Genomic DNA, 17,634 nt, shown 5'->3' on the forward strand with positions numbered 1-17,634 from the left:
TACTCCCGCAAGAGGCTTTCGTCACTTTGTGGTACCTCGCGCACCCCGCCCGAGCTGCGGGTTCGCGCGTGTAGCATCCGGGCATGACCGATCTTCGCTCCCGGATCGTCGGATGGCTGGGACGCAAGTACATCGAAAGAAAGCAGAAGAAGGGCGTCGATCTGCTTTCGCTGCTGCCTGAGTCCACCCTGATGCCCCTGCGCCGCACCGGGCTAGATCCGGTGCCGGACCTGGGCGAAAAGCGCGAGGCCGAGCCCATCGCGCGGTTGAAGCTGCCGTTCGGGCTGCGAGCATGGCTGGTCACCGGTTACGACGAGGCGAAGGAGGTGCTCTCCGTCGCCGGGAAGTTCAGCAACGACTACACCAACCTCGTCGGCACCGCCGGGATGTCCGCCGACACGAACCCCGGCGGCCTCGGGTTCGCCGACCCGCCCGACCACACTCGCCTGCGCAAGCTCCTGACCCCGGAGTTCACCATGCGCCGGCTGAACCGCCTCACCCCGCGCATCAACGAGATCATCGAGGAACAGCTCGCCGCGATGGCCGCGACCGAGGGCCCGGTCGACCTCATGCAGGCCTACGCGCTGCCGATCCCGTCGCTCACGATCTGCGAGCTGCTCGGCGTGTCATACGAGGACAGGGCCGATTTCCAGCGCCTGAGCACTGTCCGGTTCGACCTGTTCGCCGGCGCCGGGGCCTCGTTCGGGGCGATCTCCGAGTCGTTGACCTACATGGGTGAGATCGTCAAGAAGCAGCGTGACGCGCCTCAGGACGGGCTGCTCGGCATGCTCATCAAGGAGCACGGCGACGAGATTTCGGATATCGAGCTGGCCGGGCTCGCCGACGGCGTGCTCACCGGTGGCCTGGAGACGACAGCGAGCATGCTCGCCCTGGGTGCGATCGTGTTGCTGCGCGACCGCGAGACCTTCGAGTCGGTGCGTGGCGATGACGAGGCGGTCAACAAGTTCGTCGAGGAGTTGTTGCGTTACCTGACCGTGGTGCAGGTGGCGTTCCCGCGGTTCGCCAAGGAGGACCTCGAAATCGGCGGTGCCCGGATCACCAAGGGCGACGTGGTTTTCGTGTCGCTCAGCGGCGCGAACCGGGACGAGAAGCTCGGGGTGGGCATGGAAAGCTTCGACGCGGCTCGCGAGCCGTCGTCGCACCTCGCCTTCGGCTGGGGCGTACACCGGTGCATCGGCGCCGAACTGGCACGGATGGAACTGCGTGCGGCGTACCCGGCGCTCGTCCGGCGCTTCCCCGACATGCACCTGGCGGTCCCCACCGAGGACCTCGCGTACCGCCAGACCTCCGTCGTCTACGGCGTCGACACCCTCCCCGTCACCCTCACCCGCTGAGGTCTACGTTCGAGACGGTGAGACCGACGTTCGGTCACCTCGCCGCCAGCCGGGGGAGGCGTTCGGCGGCCGGGGTGTCGGTGATGAGCGTCGAGACCAGACCGGAGCGCAGCACCGTGTCGATCGCCTCGGCCTTCGGCGCGGTGTAGCCGAGCGCGATCACCTCGGGTACCCGCAGCAGTTCCTCGGTGCTGATCGCGAGCACGTGGTGCGCGAGCCCGGTGTCCATGGGTTTGCCCTCCCCGTCGAACAGCCGTGCCGCGACCTCCGCGGTCGCCCCGCGCCTGGCGATCGCTTCCCGCTCGTCGGGGTGCACCGCGTCGTACACAGTGGACTCTCCGGGCAGCCAGGCCCCGATGCTCACCACGGCTTTCGTCAGATGCTTGAACTGGCCGAAGGTCTCCGCGATACCCGGCTGCCGCCGCAGGATCTCGGTCGTGCGGCGGTCGGGCAGCACGAGCGGGCCGTAGATGGGGAAGGCCTCGGCGCCCGACGTGGCCGCGAGCCGGCTCACCGTCTCGACCGAACGGTCGCGCATATCGATGCCCGCCTGCACACCGCACAGTTGCACGACCGGGCACTTCGCCAGTCTCCGCACGGCCTCGGTGGTCACGTTCACCGAACGCGCCCACGCGAGCCCGAGCACGTCGTGCTCCGTCACGATCTCCGACAGCAGGCGAGCCGCGATCGCGCCGATGCGCCGCCGGACCTCCGGCCGGTCGCCCTGGCTCGCCGTGCGGTCGAGCACGAAACACTGCTCGAGCCCGTACGCCGAACGGACCTCGTCGGACAGCTTCACGTCCACCGGCACGGGCAGTTCGAAGTCGATGCGCACGAGCCCGCTGTCGCGTGCCCAGTCGAGCACGCGCGCCACCTTGAACCGGCTGATCCCGAACTCGTCGGCGATCTCGATCTTCGATTTGCCCACGACGTAGAAGCGGTGTGCGATGACAGCCGAGGTCATCGTATCGACCAGATCCCTTTTCGTGCTCATCTGAGCACTATAGCTGGTTGATAGTTGACGCCATAAGGACGAAAGCCCTCTAATTCAGGGGCGTGCATGTGACCACAGTGTCGTGAGGCGCTCATCTGAGCGCAGGGAGAGGTGAGCCGGAGTGCGGGCCGCGATCGTTGACCAACCGGGTTCGATTCGGGTCGGCGAGGTGCCCGATCCAGCGCCGGGCGAGCGCCAGGTGGTGATCAGGGTCGGGGCGACCGGGATCTGTGGTACGGACCTGCACATCGCCGACGGCCACTTCCCGCCGACCCCGTATCCGATCGTGCCCGGCCACGAGTTCGCCGGCGAGATCGTCGAACTCGGTCCGGACGTGCCAGGCGGCTGGAAGGTCGGTGACCGCGTCGCGGTCGACCCGTCGCTGTTCTGCGGCTACTGCGACCCCTGCCGGGCCGGTCATGGCAACCTCTGCGAGAACTGGGGCGCCACCGGTGACACCGTGGACGGCGCCTTCGCCGAGTACGTCGCGGTTCCCTCGGCCAACTGCTACCGCCTGCCCGATCATCTGAGCTGGCAGGCCGGTGCGCTCGTCGAACCCGTTTCGTGTGCGGTGCACGGCGTCCGCCGGATCGGCGTCGAAGCGGGAGAGCGCTTTCTCGTCGTCGGCGCCGGCACGATGGGCCTGATCATGCAGCAACTCCTGCAGCGTGCCGGCGCCCGTGTGACGATGGTCGACCGCAACACGGCCCGCCTGCCTCGTGCCAAGGACCTGGGCGCGCACGCGGTCGCGGGCGACGTGTCCGCATTGGACGGTGAACGGTTCGACGCGTCCGTCGACTGCACCGGCGCCGCGCCCGCCATGGAAGCGGCGTTCGAGGCCTTGCGCCGCGGCGGCCGGTTCCTGGTCTTCGGGGTCGCGCCCGCCGAGGCCCGGATAGCGCTTTCTCCCTTCCGTATCTACAACGACGAGATCACGGTGGTGGGTTCGATGGCAGTTCTGCACAGTTACGGGGCGGCACTCGATCTGGTCGGCAGCGGCGCGCTCAACACTCGCGCGCTGCTCACCGACGCGCTTCCGCTGGAGAAGTTCCCGGACGCGCTGGATCTCATGCGCAGTGGCGCGGGGCTGAAGGTGCAGGTGCTGCCAGGGGGAACCGATGCGTAAACGCCTGGTTCTGCTCGCGGCCGCGCTCCTGCTCGCCCTGACCGGATGTGCCGGTGCCGGGGCGATCGGCTCGGGCGGGCGGACACTCGTGATCGCGATCGTGTCCAACCCGCAGATGAACGATGCCATCGCGCTGTCCAGCCAGTTCGAGGCGACGCACCCGGGCATCAAGCTCAAGTTCGTGTCGCTGCCGGAGAACCAGGCACGCGCGAAGATCACCTCGTCGGTCGCGACCCAGGGCGGCGAGTTCGACGTGGTGATGATCAGCAACTACGAGACCCCGCAGTGGGCCGCGAACGGCTGGCTGGAGAACCTGCAGCCCTATGTCGACGGCACCCCGGGCTATGATCCGAACGACTTCATCCCGAGCATCCGGGATTCCTTGTCCTACCAGGGTTCCATGTACGCGGTGCCGTTCTACGGCGAGTCGTCCTTCCTGGCCTACCGCAAGGACCTGTTCGCCAAGGCGGGGCTGACCATGCCCGCGCATCCCACCTGGCAGCAGATCGCCGACCTCGCCGCGAAGCTCGACGACAAGAAGGCCGGGGTCTCCGGGATCTGCCTGCGCGGCAAGCCGGGCTGGGGCGAGAACCTCGCTCCGTTCGACACCGTCGCGAACACGTTCGGCGCGCGCTGGTTCGACCAGAACTGGAACGCGCAGCTGACGTCGCCGCAGTTCAAGGCCGCCGCGAACTTCTACGTCAACCTGGTCCGCCAGCACGGCGAGGTCGGCGCGTCGAGCGCCGGGTTCTCCGAGTGCGGCACGCGCTACGCACAGGGCCAGGCCGCGATGTGGTACGACGCCACGGTCATGGCCGGTACGAACGAGGATCCCAGCAGCAGCAAGGTGGTCGGCAAGTCCGGGTACGTCGCCGCGCCCGTCGAGCAGACGAAGGACAGCGGCTGGCTCTACACCTGGTCACTCGCGATTCCCAAGGTGGCCAAGGACAAGCAGGCTTCCTGGGCCTTCCTGGACTGGATGACGAACAAGCAGTTCGTGCAGACGGTGGGCAAGGCGGACGGGTGGAACGCGGTGCCGCCGGGCTGCCGCCTGTCGACCTACCAGATCCCCGCCTACCGCCAGGCCGCGAGCGCCTACGCGCAGCAAACGCTCGACAGCATCAACGCGGCGCAGCCGCAGAACGTGCACACGCAACCGGTGCCCTACCCGGGCATCCAGTTCGTCGGGATTCCCGAGTTCCAGGACCTCGGCACCCGGGTGAGCCAGGAACTCTCCGCGGCGATCGCCGGGCAGATCACCGTGGACGAGGCGCTCGACCAGTCCCAGAAGTACGCCCAAACCGTCGGCGATTCCTACCGGGAGGCGAAATGACCGCGGTCGCGCCCTCTCTCCAAACAGGACAGTCAGCACGGGTCAGGACGGCGGCCAAACCGAGAGGCGCGGCCTGGGCACGCCGGGCGCCGCTGCTACCCGCACTGCTGTTCACCATCGTGGTGACGCAGATCCCGTTCATCGTCACGGTGTTCTACTCGTTCCAGTCGTGGAACCTCGTGCGGCCCGGCTCGCAGCATTTCGTCGGCCTCCAGAACTACGTCGACGTGTTCACCGACACCCAGTTCCGCACCGCGCTGGTCAACACCGTGATCCTGACGGTGGTGTGCGTGCTGGTCGCGCTGGCACTGGGCCTGGGCCTCGCGATGCTGCTCGACCGCAAGTTCCTCGGCCGCGGTGTGGTGCGGACCCTGCTGATCACGCCGTTCCTCATCCTTCCCGCGGCGGGCGCGCTGCTGTGGAAGACCACGATGTTCGACCCGACCTACGGGTTGCTGAACTTCGTGTTCGGCGGGAACACCGACTGGCTTTCGCAGTTCCCGCTGGGCTCGGTGATGGTGCAGGTCATCTGGCAGTGGACGCCGTTCATGATGCTGCTGCTACTGGCCGGGCTGCAGAGCCAGCCGAAGGACGTGCTCGAAGCGGCGTCTGTGGACGGCGCGGGGCGGTGGCGGACGTTCGCGTCGATCACGCTGCCGCACCTGTCGCGGTACATCCAGCTCGCGGTGCTGCTCGGCGCGATCTACATCGTCAACAGCTTCGACGCGATCTTCCTGATGACACAGGGCGGTCCGGGCACCGCGAGCACGAACCTGCCGTACTACATCTACCAGCGCGCGTTCCAGGGCTTCGACATCGGTCAGTCCTCCGCGATGGGCGTCGTCGTGGTGATCATGACGCTCATCGTCGCGACCTTCGCACTCCGGTTGATGTTCCGCACCTTCGACGTGAGTGGCGGGAAGTGATCAGGGCATGTGGGATCGGAAAGGGACCACTGAGCGCGCGTGCCGAAGGTACGCGAACGCGGATGCAGGTCGCCCGTCGAGTAGAGGTGGCGCTGTGAGCCGAAATCGCGACCTGTACACACGTTCGTCGTTCGCGCGCTTACCGAACGAACACAGGGGTGTGAAATGACGACGCACGTGCAGCGCAGGGTGGGGCGCATCTCGCTGACCGCGGTGACCTGGGTGATCGCGATCCTGTTCGTGTTCCCGCTCATCTGGATGATCCTGACCTCGTTCAAACAGGAGGCCGACGCCTACACCGATCCGCCGCGGCTGGCGTTTTCGCCGACACTGCACCAGTTCGCGAACATCATCGACCGCGGTTTCCTGCCGTACCTGGCGAACTCGGCATTCGTGACGATCGTGTCCACACTGATCGTGCTCTTGGTGGGTGTGCCCGCGGCGTACGCGCTCTCGATCGCCCCGGTGCCGAAGACGAGCAATGTGCTGGGATTCTTCTTGTCCACCAAGATGTTGCCGATCGTCGCGGCGATCATCCCGCTGTACGTGATTTCGCAGAAGGTGCAGTTGCTCGACAACGTGTGGGCGCTGGTCATCCTTTACACGGCGATGAACCTGCCGCTCGCGATCTGGATGATGCGCTCGTTCTTCCTCGAAGTGCCCACGGAGATGGTCGAGGCCGGCCGCGTCGACGGCGCGAAGCTGCCCTTGCTGCTGTACAAGGTGATCCTGCCGGTGGTCGCACCGGGGATCGCGGCGACCGCGCTGATCTGCGTCATCTTCTCGTGGACGGAGTTCTTCTACGCGGTGAACCTGACCGCGGCGCGGGCCGGCACGGTGCCGGTGTTCCTCGTCGGGTTCATCACGAGCGAAGGGCTGTATTGGGCACAACTGTCCGCGGCGGCGCTGCTCGCGTCGCTGCCGGTGATGATCGTCGGCTGGATCGCACAGAATCACCTGGTGCGGGGCCTGTCGATGGGCGCGGTGAAGTAACCGCCGGGGACCCCGGGCGATCCCCGGGGTCCCCTTTCGCGCGAGTTACTCCTCGATCGAGAGAGCCTGGCTCGGGCAGACGTGCACGGCCTCGCGGACCTTCTGCTCGTCGTCCGGATGCTCGGCGAGGACGATGACGGTACCGTCCTCTTCGCTCTGGTCGAAGGTCTTCGAGTCGGTCAGCACGCACTGGCCCGCGCCTATACAAACGTCCTTGTCGGCGATGATTCGCATGAAGTTTCCCTACCAGGTCACCGGAAGCTCGTACAGCCCGTAGACGGTCGCGTCGTCCTTGTACGGTAGCTCCCCGGACGGTGCCGCGAGCCGCAGCCCGGGCACGCGGCGGAACAGCGTGTCGAACACGATCTGCAGTTCCATCCGCGCGAGGTTCTGGCCGAGGCACTGGTGCGCGCCGAAACCGAACGCGATGTGGTGCCGCGCGCCTCGCTCGAGGTCGAGGTCGTCGGCGTGGCTGAAGGCGTCCGGGTCACGGTTGGCGGTGTTGCCCAGCGCGATCACGCCCTCGCCCTTGCGGATCAGCACCCCGCCGAGTTCGACGTCCTCGACCGCGACCCGCGACGTCGCGAACTCCGCGATCGTGAAGTACCGCAGCAGTTCTTCGATCGCATCCGGGATCCGCTCCGGGTCGTCGCGGAGCGCGGCGAGTGCCTCGGGATGCTCCAGCAGCGCGACGGTGCCCAGCGAGATCATGTTGGCGGTGGTCTCGTGCCCCGCGATGAGCAGGAGAAACGCGAGGCTGACCAGTTCCTCGCGGTCGGTCGTCTTCGAGAGCTGGCGGGTGAGCAGATCGTCGCCGGGCTCGGTCTCCTTGCGGCCGATGAGCGCGGCCAGGTAGTCACGCAGTTCGTCGATCGCCCTGGCCCGATCCTCGGGCTGGGTGGTCCGGCGGAGCAGCATTGAGGAGCGGGTCTGGAAGAACTCGTGGTCGGCGTAGGGCACACCGAGCAGTTCGCAGATCACCAGAGACGGGACGGGGAGGGACAGCGCCTGCACGAGGTCGGCCGGCTTCGGGCCGGCGAGCAGCGCGTTCAGGTGCTCGTCGACGATCTCCTGGATCCGGGGGCGCAGTGCCGCCATCCGCTTGACGGTGAACTCCCCGACCACCGCCCGGCGGGCCGGACCGTGCTCCGGAGGGTCCATCCCGATCAGTGAAGCGCGGAAGTTCGTCACCTGCCGTCGCTCGACGAGCAGCGGAAAGCCCGGGTTCCGCCGGTCGGAGCTGAACCGCGGATCGGTGAGCATCGCCCGGATGAGTACGTGCCGGGCGAGCGCCCAGACCTCGTTGCCGTTCGGCAGCATCACCCGGGAAATCGGCGCCTCCTCGCGCAGCCGGACGTGCTCTTCCGGCGGCGCGTGGGGACAGCTCCTGGTGATGGGCAGCGTCGAAACAGTGGTCACGGTTCCACCCCGATCCGTACTCTCGGTATGCGGACGAACACCTTCCACTTCGTTGCCGACGCTACCGAAACGGAAGGTCTTCGTCCACCTGTCTCCAGATGCGACAATCAGGGCATGACCGCTGATCCGGAGGTGCGCCTGCGGGCGGACGCGCGGCGGAACCGCGACCAGATCATCGCGGCCGCCAAGGCGATGTTCGCCGAAATAGGCCCCGAGGTGCCGATGGACGAGATCGCGCGGCACGCCGGTGTCGGGGTCGGGACGCTGTACCGGCGCTTCCCGGATCGGGAGGCGCTCATCAGGTCCGTCGCCCGGGACAACTTCGCTGAGGTGCTCATCGAGGCCGAGGCCGCGGAGGCCGAGGAACCGACCGCGTGGGAAGCGCTCGTCCGGTTGCTGCGCCGGTCCCGCGCGCTGCGGCTGACCGTCCGACTGGCGCTGCTCTCGCCGGAGGTGTGGGCGACCATGCGGGACGACGCCGACGTCCGGCGGTTCCGCGCCGAGATCCTCGCGATCCTCGACCGCATCGTGCGCGGCGCGCAGGAGGAAGGCGCGCTCCGCCGCGATGTCGGCGCGGGCGACGTCGCGGTGCTCGTTTCCTTGCTGCTGAAGCGGATTCCGGCAGCGGCGGACGTGACGGAAATGGTGGCGGACCGGGTCTTCGCCCTCATCCTCGACGCCCTCCGCGCGGAGGCGGCCACCCCCCTGCCGGGCCGGATCCTCACCGCCGACGACCTCCGGACGGACTAACCCCCGCGTGTCCGGCTTCCGCTTCGGGTGAGTCGGGCTTTCGGGCCGGGTGAGTCCGGCTTTCGGGCCCCGCGAGTTCGGCTTTCAGGTCACGCGGACGGCCCATCTCATGTGCATCGAAAGCCCAACTCAGGTTCGTCGCAAGCCCGCCTCGCGCGTCTCCAGTGCCGGACTCGCGTGCGTTGAAAGCCCGACTCGCGCCGGGGTCACGTGCCCATCGGGTGCCAGACGGTCTTCGCTTCGAGGTAGCGGCGCAGCCGCGAGATATCGGGTCGCTGCGTCCAGTCCGGCTCCTCCGCCGGCACGGCCAGCACGCGCTTCACCGTCCCGGCCGCTTCACGCGCCAGCGCGGCACGATCCTCCGCGCCGGTCGGGTCGAGCGCGTTGACGTCACCGTGCGAAGCGAGCCACGGCCCCAGTTCCGCCGCCCGCCCGGTGAGGATGTTCGCCACCCCGCCCGGCAGATCGGACGTCGCCAGCACCTCGGACAGCGTGATCGCCGGCAGCGGCCGTGCCTCGCTGCTCACCACGACCGCCGTGCAGCCGGTCGCGAGCACCGGCGCGAGCACGCTCACCAGCCCCAGCAGCGAGGACTTCTGCGGCGCCAGCACCGCCACGACCCCGGTCGGCTCGGGCACGGTGAACGAGAAGTACGGCCCCGCCACCGGATTCGCCGCTCCGAGCACGCTCGCGATCTTGTCGGTCCAGCCCGCGTACCATACCCACCGGTCGATCGCGGCGTCCACGATGGACGACCCACGCCGCCCGCCCTCGGCCGCGGTGACCTCCGCGACGAACTGGTCCCGGCGGCCTTCGAGCATCTCCGCGACGCGGTACAGCACCTGCCCCCGGTTGTACGCCGTCGCACCCGACCAGCCCGGGAAAGCCTTGCGTGCCGCGGAAACCGCGTCCCGCGCGTCCTTGCGCGAGGCCCGCGCGGCGTTCGCGAGGAACCTGCCCTTGCCGTCGTGCACCGGGTACACCCGGCCGGACTCCGAGCGCGGGAACTTCCCGCCGACGTACAGCTTGTAGGTCTTGGCGACCGTCACCCGCTCAGACATTCAGGTATCCCTCCAGGCCGATACGGCCACCTTCACGGCCGAAGCCGGATTCCTGGTATCCGCCGAAGGGCGCCGTCGGATCGAACCGGTTGAACGTGTTCGCCCAAACCACCCCGGCACGCAGCCGGTTCGCGATCGACAGGATCCGCGAGCCCTTCTCGGTCCAGATCCCGGCCGAAAGCCCGTACGGCGTGTTGTTCGCCTTCGTCACGGCCTCGTCCGGCGTGCGGAACGTCAGCACCGAAAGCACCGGGCCGAAAATCTCCTCACGCGCGATGCGCATCGACTGGTGCACATCCGAAAACACCGTGGGCGCGAAGAAGAAGCCGCGTTCGGGCACCGGGCACGAACTAGTCCACCGGTGCGCGCCTTCGGCTTCGCCGGACTCGACCAGCTCGCGGATCTTCGTCAGCTGCGAGTCCGAGTTGATCGCACCGATGTCCGTGTTCTTGTCCAGCGGATCGCCGAGACGCATCGTGGACACGCGGTAGCGCAGCTTGTCCAGCACCTCGTCCACAATGGACTCCTGGACGAGCAGCCGGGAACCGGCGCAGCACACGTGCCCCTGGTTGAAGAAGATCCCGTTCACGATGCCCTCGACCGCCTGGTCGAGCGGAGCGTCGTCGAACACGATGTTCGCGGCCTTGCCGCCCAGCTCCAGCGTGAGCCGCTTCGGCGTGCCCGCGACCTCCCGCTGGATCAGCTTGCCGACTTCCGTCGAGCCGGTGAACGCGATCTTGTCGATCCCGTCGTGCCGCACCAGCGACTGCCCGACGTCGCCGGCGCCGGGCAGGATGTTCACCACCCCGGGCGGGAGTTCGGCCTGCTGGCAGATCTCGGCGAACACCAGCGCGGTCAGCGGAGTCGTCTCCGCGGGCTTGAGCACCACGGTGTTACCGGTCGCGAGTGCGGGCGCGATCTTCCACGCCAGCATCAGCAGCGGGAAGTTCCACGGGATGATCTGCCCGGCCACGCCCAGCGGTTTCGGATCCGGCCCGAACCCGGCGTAGTCGAGCTTGTCGGCCCAGCCCGCGTGGTAGAAGAAATGCGCCGCGACGGTCGGCAGATCCGAGTCGCGGGACTCCTTGATGGGCTTGCCGTTGTCGAGCGTTTCCAGCACTGCGAGCTCGCGCGCACGTTCCTGGATCAGGCGGGCCATGCGGAACAGGTACTTCGCCCGCTCGGCGCCCGGCATCGGGCCCCACACCTTCTCGTAGGCCTTGCGCGCCGCGCGCACCGCTGTGTCCACATCGGACTCCGAAGCCGTGCCGACCTCGGCCAGCACCTCTTCGGTCGCCGGGTTGATCGTCTTGAGCGGTTCGCCCGAGCCGTTGACGAACTCGCCGCCGATGAACGGCCGGTAGCTCGGTTTGAGATTCGCCAGTTCGCGTGATTCGGGTGCGGGTGCGTAATCGAAGACAGCCACTAGTCCACCGTCACGTAGTCAGGACCACTGTAGTGGCCGTCGAGCTGGGTGCGCCGCTGCAAGATCAGGTCGTTGAGCAGGCTCGACGCGCCGAAGCGGAACAGCCCGGGCGTGAGCCACTGCTCGCCGGCGACCTCGTGCACCGCGACGAGGTACCGGATCGCGTCCTTGGTCGTGCGGATGCCGCCCGCCGGTTTCACCCCGCGCAGCTCTCCCGTCGCGGTGAACCAGTCGCGCACGGCCTGCAGCATCACGTGCGTGACGGGCAGGGTCGCGGCGGGGGAGACCTTGCCGGTGGAGGTCTTGATGAAGTCGCCGCCTGCCAGCAGCGCAAGCCACGACGCACGCCGCACGTTGTCGTACGTCGCGAGTTCGCCGGTCTCGAGGATGACCTTCAGATGCGCGTCGCCGCACGCCGCCTTGACCGCCTGGATCTCCTCGAACACCTGCCCGTAGCGGCCCTCGAGGAAGGCGCCGCGGTCGATCACCATGTCGACCTCGGTCGCACCCGACTCGACGGCCAGCGCGACCTCGGCGAGTTTGACGGCGCGGCTCGACCGCCCGGACGGGAACGCCGTCGCGACACTGGCCACGCCGATCCCGGTGCCCTTGAGGTTCTCCACCGCCGTTGCCGCCAGGTCCGGGTACACGCAGACCGCGGCGACCTGCGGGGTGTCGGGATGATCGGGGTCGGGGCGCTTGGCCTTCGCGGCGAGCGCGCGGACCTTGCCGTGCGTGTCGGCGCCCTCGAGGGTGGTCAGGTCCACCATCGAGATCGCGGTGTCGATGGCCCAGAGCTTGGCCGCCTTCTTGATACTGCGCGTGGCGAGCGAGGCGGCGCGGGCCTCGACGCCGACCTGGTCCACCCCGGGCAGCCCGTGCAGGAACCGGCGCAGACTGGCGTCGTCGAGACTCGCCGGAAGAGTCGGTGTACTCACGCCCCGATACTAGGCGGGTGTTTCCTGGGTTTCCGAATAACTGTCACGGCGCCCCAGAACGCGAATCCGGTGATCTTGACGACGGGCGCGCCCGGCGGCGGGATGGTGCCGGCGCCGTGGTCGTCCTCGGTCTCGAAGGCACCCATGAAGCCGATGCCGTTCACGTCGACCACGATGTCGTCCGGCACGATGATGTCGATCCCGCCCATGATCGCGACGGCGTTGATGGTCGAATGCCGCTCGGCGAAGCGCGCCCCGCGCAGGTCGATGTCCACCCCACCCCAGAAGGCGAAGCTGTTGTGGGTGGCCGGGAGCACCCAGTTCCCTTTCCGGCTCGCGCCGGACATGATCGCGACCGAGGCCGCCGACCCGGGGACGCCGCCGACGCGGGTGTCCACCGACTGCGACGGGGCGGGCTGGACGGCGTTGCCGGGCGAGACGTTCGGCAGGTCGGCGACAGGTGGCTCGAGGTCCTTGAGGGTCTTCGCCGCGTACACCGTGTCGAGCCGCTCCTCCAGCTCCTGCACCGTGATCCTGCCTTCGGAAAGCGCGTTGTGCAGGAGCTGCGCGACGCGTTCGCGATCGGCATTAGAGGCCCTCATCGGAGGCCCGTCAGGGGTCTGGTCCGTCACAGCGCCGAGGGTAGCGGTTTCCAGGTACGGTTTGGGCTCATGGACGTGCTCGTCGTAGACCATCCGCTCGCCAAGGACAGGCTCTCGACCATGCGAGACGCCCGTACCGACAGTGCGGGGTTCCGTGCCGCGCTGCACGAGCTCACCGTGATGCTGATCTACGAAGCCACCCGTGAGGCGGCGGTGAAGGCCGAGCGCATCCACACCCCGGTCGCGCGCACCGAGGGCTATCGGCTCGCGAACCCGCCCTTGCTGGTGCCGGTCCTGCGCGCCGGCCTCGGGATGGCGGATCAGGCACACAATCTGATCCCCGAGGCCCAGATGGGTTTCGTCGGCCTGGCGCGCGACGAGCAGACCCTGCAGCCGACGCCGTATATGGAGTCACTGCCGGAGAGCCTCTCGGACCGGCCGGTGTTCGTGCTGGATCCGATGCTGGCGACCGGCGGCTCGATGGCGTACACGATCCGCCTGCTCGCCGAGCGCGGCGCCACCGATGTCACGGCGATCTGCGCCTTGGCCGCGCCGGAAGGCCTGAAACACCTGGAGGAGTCGGGGTTGCCGGTCCGCGTCGTCACGGCGAGCGTCGACGAGCGGCTGAACGACTCGGGCTTCATCGTGCCTGGTCTGGGAGACGCGGGGGACCGCCAATACGGGGCACGCTAGCGCAGCCATCCCGTCACGTGCGCCCGCAGCGAGGCTTCGAACGTGCCGGCCACGTCGGAATCCGATGGCAGGTTCCCGTTCAGTTCGAGCGAGACCAGCCCGTGCACGATCCCCCACGAACTGACCGCGATCGTCTCCGGCGGTACGTCCGCGAACCGGCCTGACGAAATCCCGTCCCGCACCACCTCGACCAGCGGCGCCAGGGTGCGGCGGCCCAGTTCGCTCGCCTCCGCGGTCGGTTCGAAGCCGGGGACCGCCTTCGTGAACATGATCGAGTAAAGGTGCGGATCCGCCAGCGCGCTCTCCCGGTAGACCAGCCCCAGCCGCACGAGGTCCTCGAACGCGTCCCCGGTCCTCGGCGCCGCCCGCATCCGTGCGCCGAACCGCTTGAACCCCTCGGCGTACAGCGCGTTCACCAACTCCGGCTTCCCGCCGAAGAGGGAATAGACGGCCGTGGTCGACGTGCCCGCGTCCGCGGCCAGCTTGCGCAGGCTGAGCGCTTTCGCGCCTTCGGTGGAGAGTAGCTTCCCGGCGCGGTCGAGCAGGCGCAGCCGGAGCGCCTCGTCGTGGGTCTTGGGTCGAGCCATGGGCGCAGCGTATCGCGACACTGTTACCAAACCCCGATCGCGGATTTGACCTGGAGTGCACTCCAGGTCGTAGTGTCAGCGGACATGAGCTACTCGATAGCGGAAGCCGCCCGCCGGAGCGGGCTCTCGATCGACACGCTCCGGTACTACGAGCGCATCAAGCTGGTCGACCCGCCGGCGCGCGACACGGCGGGCCGCCGGGCCTACTCGGACGACGACCTGAACTGGCTCGTGTTCCTCACTCACCTGCGTACCACCGGCATGCCCATCAAGATGATGCGGGAGTACGCCCAGCTCCGCCACCACGGTGACGCGAGCGCCGGCCGCCGGATGGGCATCCTGGTCGAGCAGCGGAACTCCGTGCGCGCCAGGATCGCCGAGCTCCAGTCCTGTTTGGACGTTCTCGACTACAAGATCGACAACTACGACCGGATCTGCCGGGATGTGGCCGGCGCCGACGCGACCATGGAGGAGATATCCGCGTGATCCCGACGAGGAAGCTCGGCGAGCTCGAGGTGGGCGCCCAGGGACTCGGCTGCATGGGCATGAGCCATGCCTACGGCGTGCGCGGCAACGACGACGAGTCGATCGCCACCATCCACCGCGCCCTCGAACTGGGTGTCACGCTGATCGACACGGCGAACGTCTACGGCCGGGGCGCCAACGAGGAACTCGTCGGCCGCGCCATCGCGGACCGTCGTGACCAGGTGGTGCTCGCGACGAAGTTCGGCATCGTGTTCACCGAGGGCGGCCAGTCTGTCCGCGGCGACGCGGCGTACGTCAGGCAGTGCTGCGAGGAGTCGCTGCGCCGCCTCGGCGTCGACCACGTCGACCTCTACTACCAGCACCGTGTCGACCCGGAGCGGATCGAGGAGACCTGGGGCGCGCTGGCCGATCTCGTAGCCGAGGGGAAGGTGCGGTACCTCGGGATCTCCGAGGCGTCGGCGGAGAGCATCCGCCGCGCGCACGCCGTCCACCCGGTCACCGCGCTGCAGAGTGAATGGAGCCTGTGGACGCGCGGAATCGAGGACGAGATCGCCCCCACCTGCCGGGAGCTGGGCGTCGGCATCGTGCCGTTCTCGCCGCTGGGCCGCGGATTCCTGACCGGTGCGGTGACCTCGGTGCAGGATCTGCCTGCCGACGACATGCGCCGCAGTCTGCCCCGGTTCGCCGAGGGCAACTTCGACCGCAATCTCGCGATCGTCGAATCGCTCCGCAAGCTCGCCGCGGAGAAGGGGGTGACCCCGGGGCAGCTCGCGCTCGCCTGGGTGCAGCACAAGGGTTCCGACGTCGTGCCGATTCCCGGCACGAAGCGGCGCACCTACCTCGAAGAGAACGTCGCCGCCGCGACACTCGAACTGTCCGCCGAGGACATCGAGCGGATCGACGCGGCCGCCCCGGCGTCCGCCGTCGCGGGCGAGCGCTACCCGGAGAGCATCGCCCGCAACGCCGGCCGCTAGTTCAACAGCTCGGCCAGCGCGCTCGCGGCCCCGGACAGTGGAACCACCTGCTGTTCGCGGGTCGCGAGCGAGCGCACGGTCACGTTCCCGGCGGCCCAGTCCTCCTGACCGACGATGACGACCGCCCGCGCGCCGGCCTTGTCCGCGCGGCCCAGTTCCTTGCCGAGTTTCCGCAGCTCGATCGGCGTCGACGTGCGCAGGCCAGCACCCCGCAGCTCGGTCGCGACCTGGCGGGCCGCCCCGGCGAGCTCCTCGGCCACCGGGATCACCACGACGTCGACCTCGCTGCGCGGTTGTGGCGTCAGCCCGTGTGTGGCGAGGAAGTCCATCAGCGTCACGTCGCCCATGCCGAACCCGATCCCCGGGATCTGCCGCGGTGTGAACATGCCCGCCAGGTCGCTGTAGCGGCCGCCCCCGAAGAGCGCCCTGTTGTTCTCGGGCGAGGTGTCGAAGACCTCGAACACCGTGGACGTGTAGTACGCCAGCCCGCGCACGATCATCGGGTCGAACCGCACCAGGTCCGCGGCGTCGGTGGCGAGCATGTGGACCAGGTTCGAGGAGTCCTTGACCGCCGCGGGCAGTTCGTCGAGCAGTGCGGTGCCCGCGCCGAGCACGTCGCCCAGCCTGTCGAACTGCTTGTCACCCAGCCCGATCTGCTCGGCGTGCCCGGCGAGCGTTTCGCGGTCGTACTTCTCCCAGCGGTCCACGAGCCCGAACACCTGCGGCAGTTGCTCGCCGGTGACCCCGACGAGGTCGGTCAGCGCGCTCGCGAGCAGGTTCCGGTCGTTCGCGCGCACGACGAACATGTCCTCGCTCGCGCCGACCCCGCGCATCAGGTCGTGGATCAGCTCGAACATCTCGATCTCGCAGTTGGCGCTCTCGGAACCGAAGATGTCCGCGTTGATCTGCCAGTGCTCACGGACCCGGCCGCGCTGGGGTCGCTCGTACCGGTGGCAGTTCGGGTGGCTGTACCAGCGCACGGGGAACTGCAGCGAGCCCGCGTTCCCGGCGATGATCCGGGCGACCGTCGGGGTCATCTCGGGCCGCAGCGCGAGGCGGCGGCCACCCCGGTCGGTCAGCGTGTACAGCTGCTGGTCGGCGATCTCCTGCCCGGACTTCTTCTCGTAGATCTCGGCGGATTCGAGGACGGGCCCGTCGTAGCGCTGGTATCCGTAGCGTTCGAGGACGTCGTAGAGATGGCCGAACACCTGCGTCCGGACGGACATCTCCGGGGGCAGGAAATCCCTGGTCCCCCGGTACGGCGTGGTCGGCAGGTACTCGGACACGACGATCCTCACGGTCGGAAAACTGGTAGGTCGTCAGTTTATCGACCTGGCCGGCGAACCCGCCCGACGCCGTCACGCCATGAGTCCGGCGGCCACCGTGGCACCCAGCTCCCAGCACTTCTCCAGGTCGTCCTTACCCGGCTCACCGGTGACGGTGACCGCGGCCGCCGCCTGCTCCCAGCCCAGTCCCGTGGTGATCGACTCGATCCCGCGCACGGTCCCGGCCACGTCGCTGCCACCGTGTACGTAGTAACCGAACGGCCGGCCGCGGGTCGCGTCGAGGCACGGGTAGTAAACGGAGTCGAAGAAATGCTTGAGCGCGCCCGACATGTAGCCGAGGTTGGCCGGCGTGCCGAGGAGATAGCCGTCGGCCTCGAGCACGTCGGACGCGGTCGCGGCGAGTGCGGGTCGCCGGACGACGTCGACCCCCTCGATCTCCTCGGTGGTCGCGCCCGAGACGACGGCCTCGAACATCGCCTGCACGTTCGGCGAGGGCGTGTGGTGCACGATCAGCAGAGTCGCCATGGACGCCGAACCTAGCCGTGTCACTCGCTGACCTGCAATGATGGCGTTAGGTGACCCCCCTGTGAGGGCCGGTTCTTCCCGATGTAATCTTTCTTTTGTCGCCGGGGTGACCGGGTGATGCAGGGCCCGGAGCCAAGCTCCCGCTGGTTGGTGGTAGAGT

At 68.3% G+C, this 17,634-nt stretch carries 19 protein-coding genes; 9 read left to right on the forward strand and 10 right to left on the reverse strand.

The genetic code is table 11. The features are described 5' to 3' along the window. Positions 1–83 precede the first annotated feature (83 nt). On the forward strand, positions 84–1,355 hold the full coding sequence (locus tag FG385_RS27650) for a cytochrome P450 (RefSeq protein ID WP_200834684.1): 1,272 nt from the start codon (positions 84–86) through the stop codon (positions 1,353–1,355). Positions 1,356–1,389: 34 nt separating this feature from the next. Here FG385_RS27650 and FG385_RS27655 read toward each other — a convergent pair whose 3' ends face one another. Then, on the reverse strand, positions 1,390–2,349 hold the full coding sequence (locus tag FG385_RS27655) for a sugar-binding transcriptional regulator (RefSeq protein WP_235022831.1): 960 nt from the start codon (positions 2,347–2,349) through the stop codon (positions 1,390–1,392). 121 nt (positions 2,350–2,470) lie between these two features. Between FG385_RS27655 and FG385_RS27660 the strand changes: the two genes are divergently transcribed. The 4 genes from FG385_RS27660 (at position 2,471) to FG385_RS27675 (ending at position 6,727) form a co-directional block, all read left to right on the forward strand. Continuing rightward, the gene (locus tag FG385_RS27660) at positions 2,471–3,475 is read left to right on the forward strand and encodes a zinc-dependent alcohol dehydrogenase family protein (RefSeq protein WP_139099722.1); all 1,005 of its coding nucleotides are present in this window, start codon (positions 2,471–2,473) and stop codon (positions 3,473–3,475) included. Continuing rightward, a complete protein-coding gene (locus FG385_RS27665; RefSeq protein WP_139099723.1) occupies positions 3,468–4,808 on the forward strand; it encodes an ABC transporter substrate-binding protein in 1,341 nt (446 codons plus the stop codon). The genes FG385_RS27660 and FG385_RS27665 overlap by 8 nt, the downstream gene beginning before the upstream one ends. Beyond that, positions 4,805–5,734, forward strand: coding sequence for a carbohydrate ABC transporter permease (locus FG385_RS27670; protein WP_139099724.1), 930 nt, complete (start codon positions 4,805–4,807; stop codon positions 5,732–5,734). The genes FG385_RS27665 and FG385_RS27670 overlap by 4 nt, the downstream gene beginning before the upstream one ends. 165 nt (positions 5,735–5,899) lie before the next feature. Next, positions 5,900–6,727: a carbohydrate ABC transporter permease gene (locus tag FG385_RS27675; protein ID WP_139099725.1), complete on the forward strand. Its 828-nt coding sequence runs from the start codon at positions 5,900–5,902 to the stop codon at positions 6,725–6,727. Positions 6,728–6,772: 45 nt separating this feature from the next. Here the strand turns inward: FG385_RS27675 and FG385_RS27680 are convergent, their stop codons facing one another. Together FG385_RS27680 and FG385_RS27685 are read right to left on the reverse strand one after the other, a co-directional pair. Further along, the gene (locus FG385_RS27680) at positions 6,773–6,961 is read right to left on the reverse strand and encodes a ferredoxin (RefSeq protein WP_139099726.1); all 189 of its coding nucleotides are present in this window, start codon (positions 6,959–6,961) and stop codon (positions 6,773–6,775) included. 9 nt (positions 6,962–6,970) lie between these two features. Then, positions 6,971–8,146 carry a cytochrome P450 gene (locus FG385_RS27685; protein ID WP_235022832.1) on the reverse strand — a complete coding sequence of 392 codons (1,176 nt, stop codon included), beginning with the start codon at positions 8,144–8,146 and terminating at the stop codon, positions 6,971–6,973. 114 nt (positions 8,147–8,260) lie between these two features. Between FG385_RS27685 and FG385_RS27690 the strand changes: the two genes are divergently transcribed. Further along, a complete protein-coding gene (locus tag FG385_RS27690; protein ID WP_139099727.1) occupies positions 8,261–8,896 on the forward strand; it encodes a TetR/AcrR family transcriptional regulator in 636 nt (211 codons plus the stop codon). A gap of 206 nt (positions 8,897–9,102) precedes the next feature. Here the strand turns inward: FG385_RS27690 and FG385_RS27695 are convergent, their stop codons facing one another. The 4 genes from FG385_RS27695 to FG385_RS27710 are packed head-to-tail and all read right to left on the reverse strand — an operon-like array spanning position 9,103 to position 12,923. Then, a complete protein-coding gene (locus FG385_RS27695) occupies positions 9,103–9,957 on the reverse strand; it encodes an aldehyde dehydrogenase family protein (RefSeq protein ID WP_139099728.1) in 855 nt (284 codons plus the stop codon). Beyond that, complete coding sequence (locus FG385_RS27700; protein ID WP_139099729.1) at positions 9,950–11,383, reverse strand: aldehyde dehydrogenase family protein; 1,434 nt, start codon at positions 11,381–11,383, stop codon at positions 9,950–9,952. Before FG385_RS27700 ends, FG385_RS27695 begins: the two co-directional genes overlap by 8 nt. Next, the gene (gene deoC / locus FG385_RS27705) at positions 11,383–12,321 is read right to left on the reverse strand and encodes a deoxyribose-phosphate aldolase (RefSeq protein ID WP_139099730.1); all 939 of its coding nucleotides are present in this window, start codon (positions 12,319–12,321) and stop codon (positions 11,383–11,385) included. The genes FG385_RS27700 and deoC overlap by 1 nt, the downstream gene beginning before the upstream one ends. Continuing rightward, positions 12,318–12,923 (reverse strand): DUF1707 SHOCT-like domain-containing protein, encoded by a 606-nt coding sequence (locus FG385_RS27710; protein ID WP_139099748.1) that lies wholly within the window; start codon positions 12,921–12,923, stop codon positions 12,318–12,320. The genes deoC and FG385_RS27710 overlap by 4 nt, the downstream gene beginning before the upstream one ends. A 69-nt stretch (positions 12,924–12,992) precedes the next feature. On the opposite strand from FG385_RS27710, the gene upp reads away from it, so the two are divergent. Next, entirely contained in the window at positions 12,993–13,616 is a 624-nt protein-coding gene (gene upp, locus FG385_RS27715) for a uracil phosphoribosyltransferase (protein ID WP_139099731.1), read from the forward strand. Here upp and FG385_RS27720 read toward each other — a convergent pair. Next, on the reverse strand, positions 13,613–14,203 hold the full coding sequence (locus FG385_RS27720) for a TetR/AcrR family transcriptional regulator (RefSeq protein WP_139099732.1): 591 nt from the start codon (positions 14,201–14,203) through the stop codon (positions 13,613–13,615). The two genes, upp and FG385_RS27720, sit on opposite strands and share 4 nt — an antisense overlap. Positions 14,204–14,287: 84 nt before the next feature. On the opposite strand from FG385_RS27720, the gene FG385_RS27725 reads away from it, so the two are divergent. Further along, positions 14,288–14,689: a MerR family transcriptional regulator gene (locus tag FG385_RS27725; RefSeq protein ID WP_139099733.1), complete on the forward strand. Its 402-nt coding sequence runs from the start codon at positions 14,288–14,290 to the stop codon at positions 14,687–14,689. Next, entirely contained in the window at positions 14,686–15,663 is a 978-nt protein-coding gene (locus FG385_RS27730) for an aldo/keto reductase (RefSeq protein WP_200834685.1), read from the forward strand. The genes FG385_RS27725 and FG385_RS27730 overlap by 4 nt, the downstream gene beginning before the upstream one ends. Here FG385_RS27730 and hisS read toward each other — a convergent pair. Together hisS and FG385_RS27740 are read right to left on the reverse strand one after the other, a co-directional pair. Further along, on the reverse strand, positions 15,660–16,949 hold the full coding sequence (gene hisS / locus FG385_RS27735) for a histidine--tRNA ligase (protein WP_139099750.1): 1,290 nt from the start codon (positions 16,947–16,949) through the stop codon (positions 15,660–15,662). The two genes, FG385_RS27730 and hisS, sit on opposite strands and share 4 nt — an antisense overlap. 72 nt (positions 16,950–17,021) lie before the next feature. Then, a complete protein-coding gene (locus tag FG385_RS27740) occupies positions 17,022–17,474 on the reverse strand; it encodes a flavodoxin family protein (protein WP_139099734.1) in 453 nt (150 codons plus the stop codon). Positions 17,475–17,634 lie beyond the last annotated feature (160 nt).

Source organism: Amycolatopsis alkalitolerans (assembly GCF_006152065.1).
Lineage (GTDB): Bacteria > Actinomycetota > Actinomycetes > Mycobacteriales > Pseudonocardiaceae > Amycolatopsis_E > Amycolatopsis_E alkalitolerans.

Bases quoted from the DNA above. Each gene is read 5' to 3' on its own strand.
- FG385_RS27680 (WP_139099726.1), bottom strand. From the start codon at position 6,961: ATGCGAATCATCGCCGACAAGGACGTTTGTATAGGCGCGGGCCAGTGC.
- FG385_RS27720 (WP_139099732.1), bottom strand. From the start codon at position 14,203: ATGGCTCGACCCAAGACCCACGACGAGGCGCTCCGGCTGCGCCTGCTC.
- FG385_RS27650 (WP_200834684.1), top strand. From the start codon at position 84: ATGACCGATCTTCGCTCCCGGATCGTCGGATGGCTGGGACGCAAGTAC.
- FG385_RS27675 (WP_139099725.1), top strand. From the start codon at position 5,900: ATGACGACGCACGTGCAGCGCAGGGTGGGGCGCATCTCGCTGACCGCG.
- upp (WP_139099731.1), top strand. From the start codon at position 12,993: ATGGACGTGCTCGTCGTAGACCATCCGCTCGCCAAGGACAGGCTCTCG.
- FG385_RS27655 (WP_235022831.1), bottom strand. From the start codon at position 2,349: ATGAGCACGAAAAGGGATCTGGTCGATACGATGACCTCGGCTGTCATC.
- FG385_RS27710 (WP_139099748.1), bottom strand. From the start codon at position 12,923: ATGAGGGCCTCTAATGCCGATCGCGAACGCGTCGCGCAGCTCCTGCAC.
- FG385_RS27690 (WP_139099727.1), top strand. From the start codon at position 8,261: ATGACCGCTGATCCGGAGGTGCGCCTGCGGGCGGACGCGCGGCGGAAC.
- FG385_RS27740 (WP_139099734.1), bottom strand. From the start codon at position 17,474: ATGGCGACTCTGCTGATCGTGCACCACACGCCCTCGCCGAACGTGCAG.
- FG385_RS27665 (WP_139099723.1), top strand. From the start codon at position 3,468: ATGCGTAAACGCCTGGTTCTGCTCGCGGCCGCGCTCCTGCTCGCCCTG.
- FG385_RS27725 (WP_139099733.1), top strand. From the start codon at position 14,288: ATGAGCTACTCGATAGCGGAAGCCGCCCGCCGGAGCGGGCTCTCGATC.
- FG385_RS27670 (WP_139099724.1), top strand. From the start codon at position 4,805: ATGACCGCGGTCGCGCCCTCTCTCCAAACAGGACAGTCAGCACGGGTC.
- FG385_RS27695 (WP_139099728.1), bottom strand. From the start codon at position 9,957: ATGTCTGAGCGGGTGACGGTCGCCAAGACCTACAAGCTGTACGTCGGC.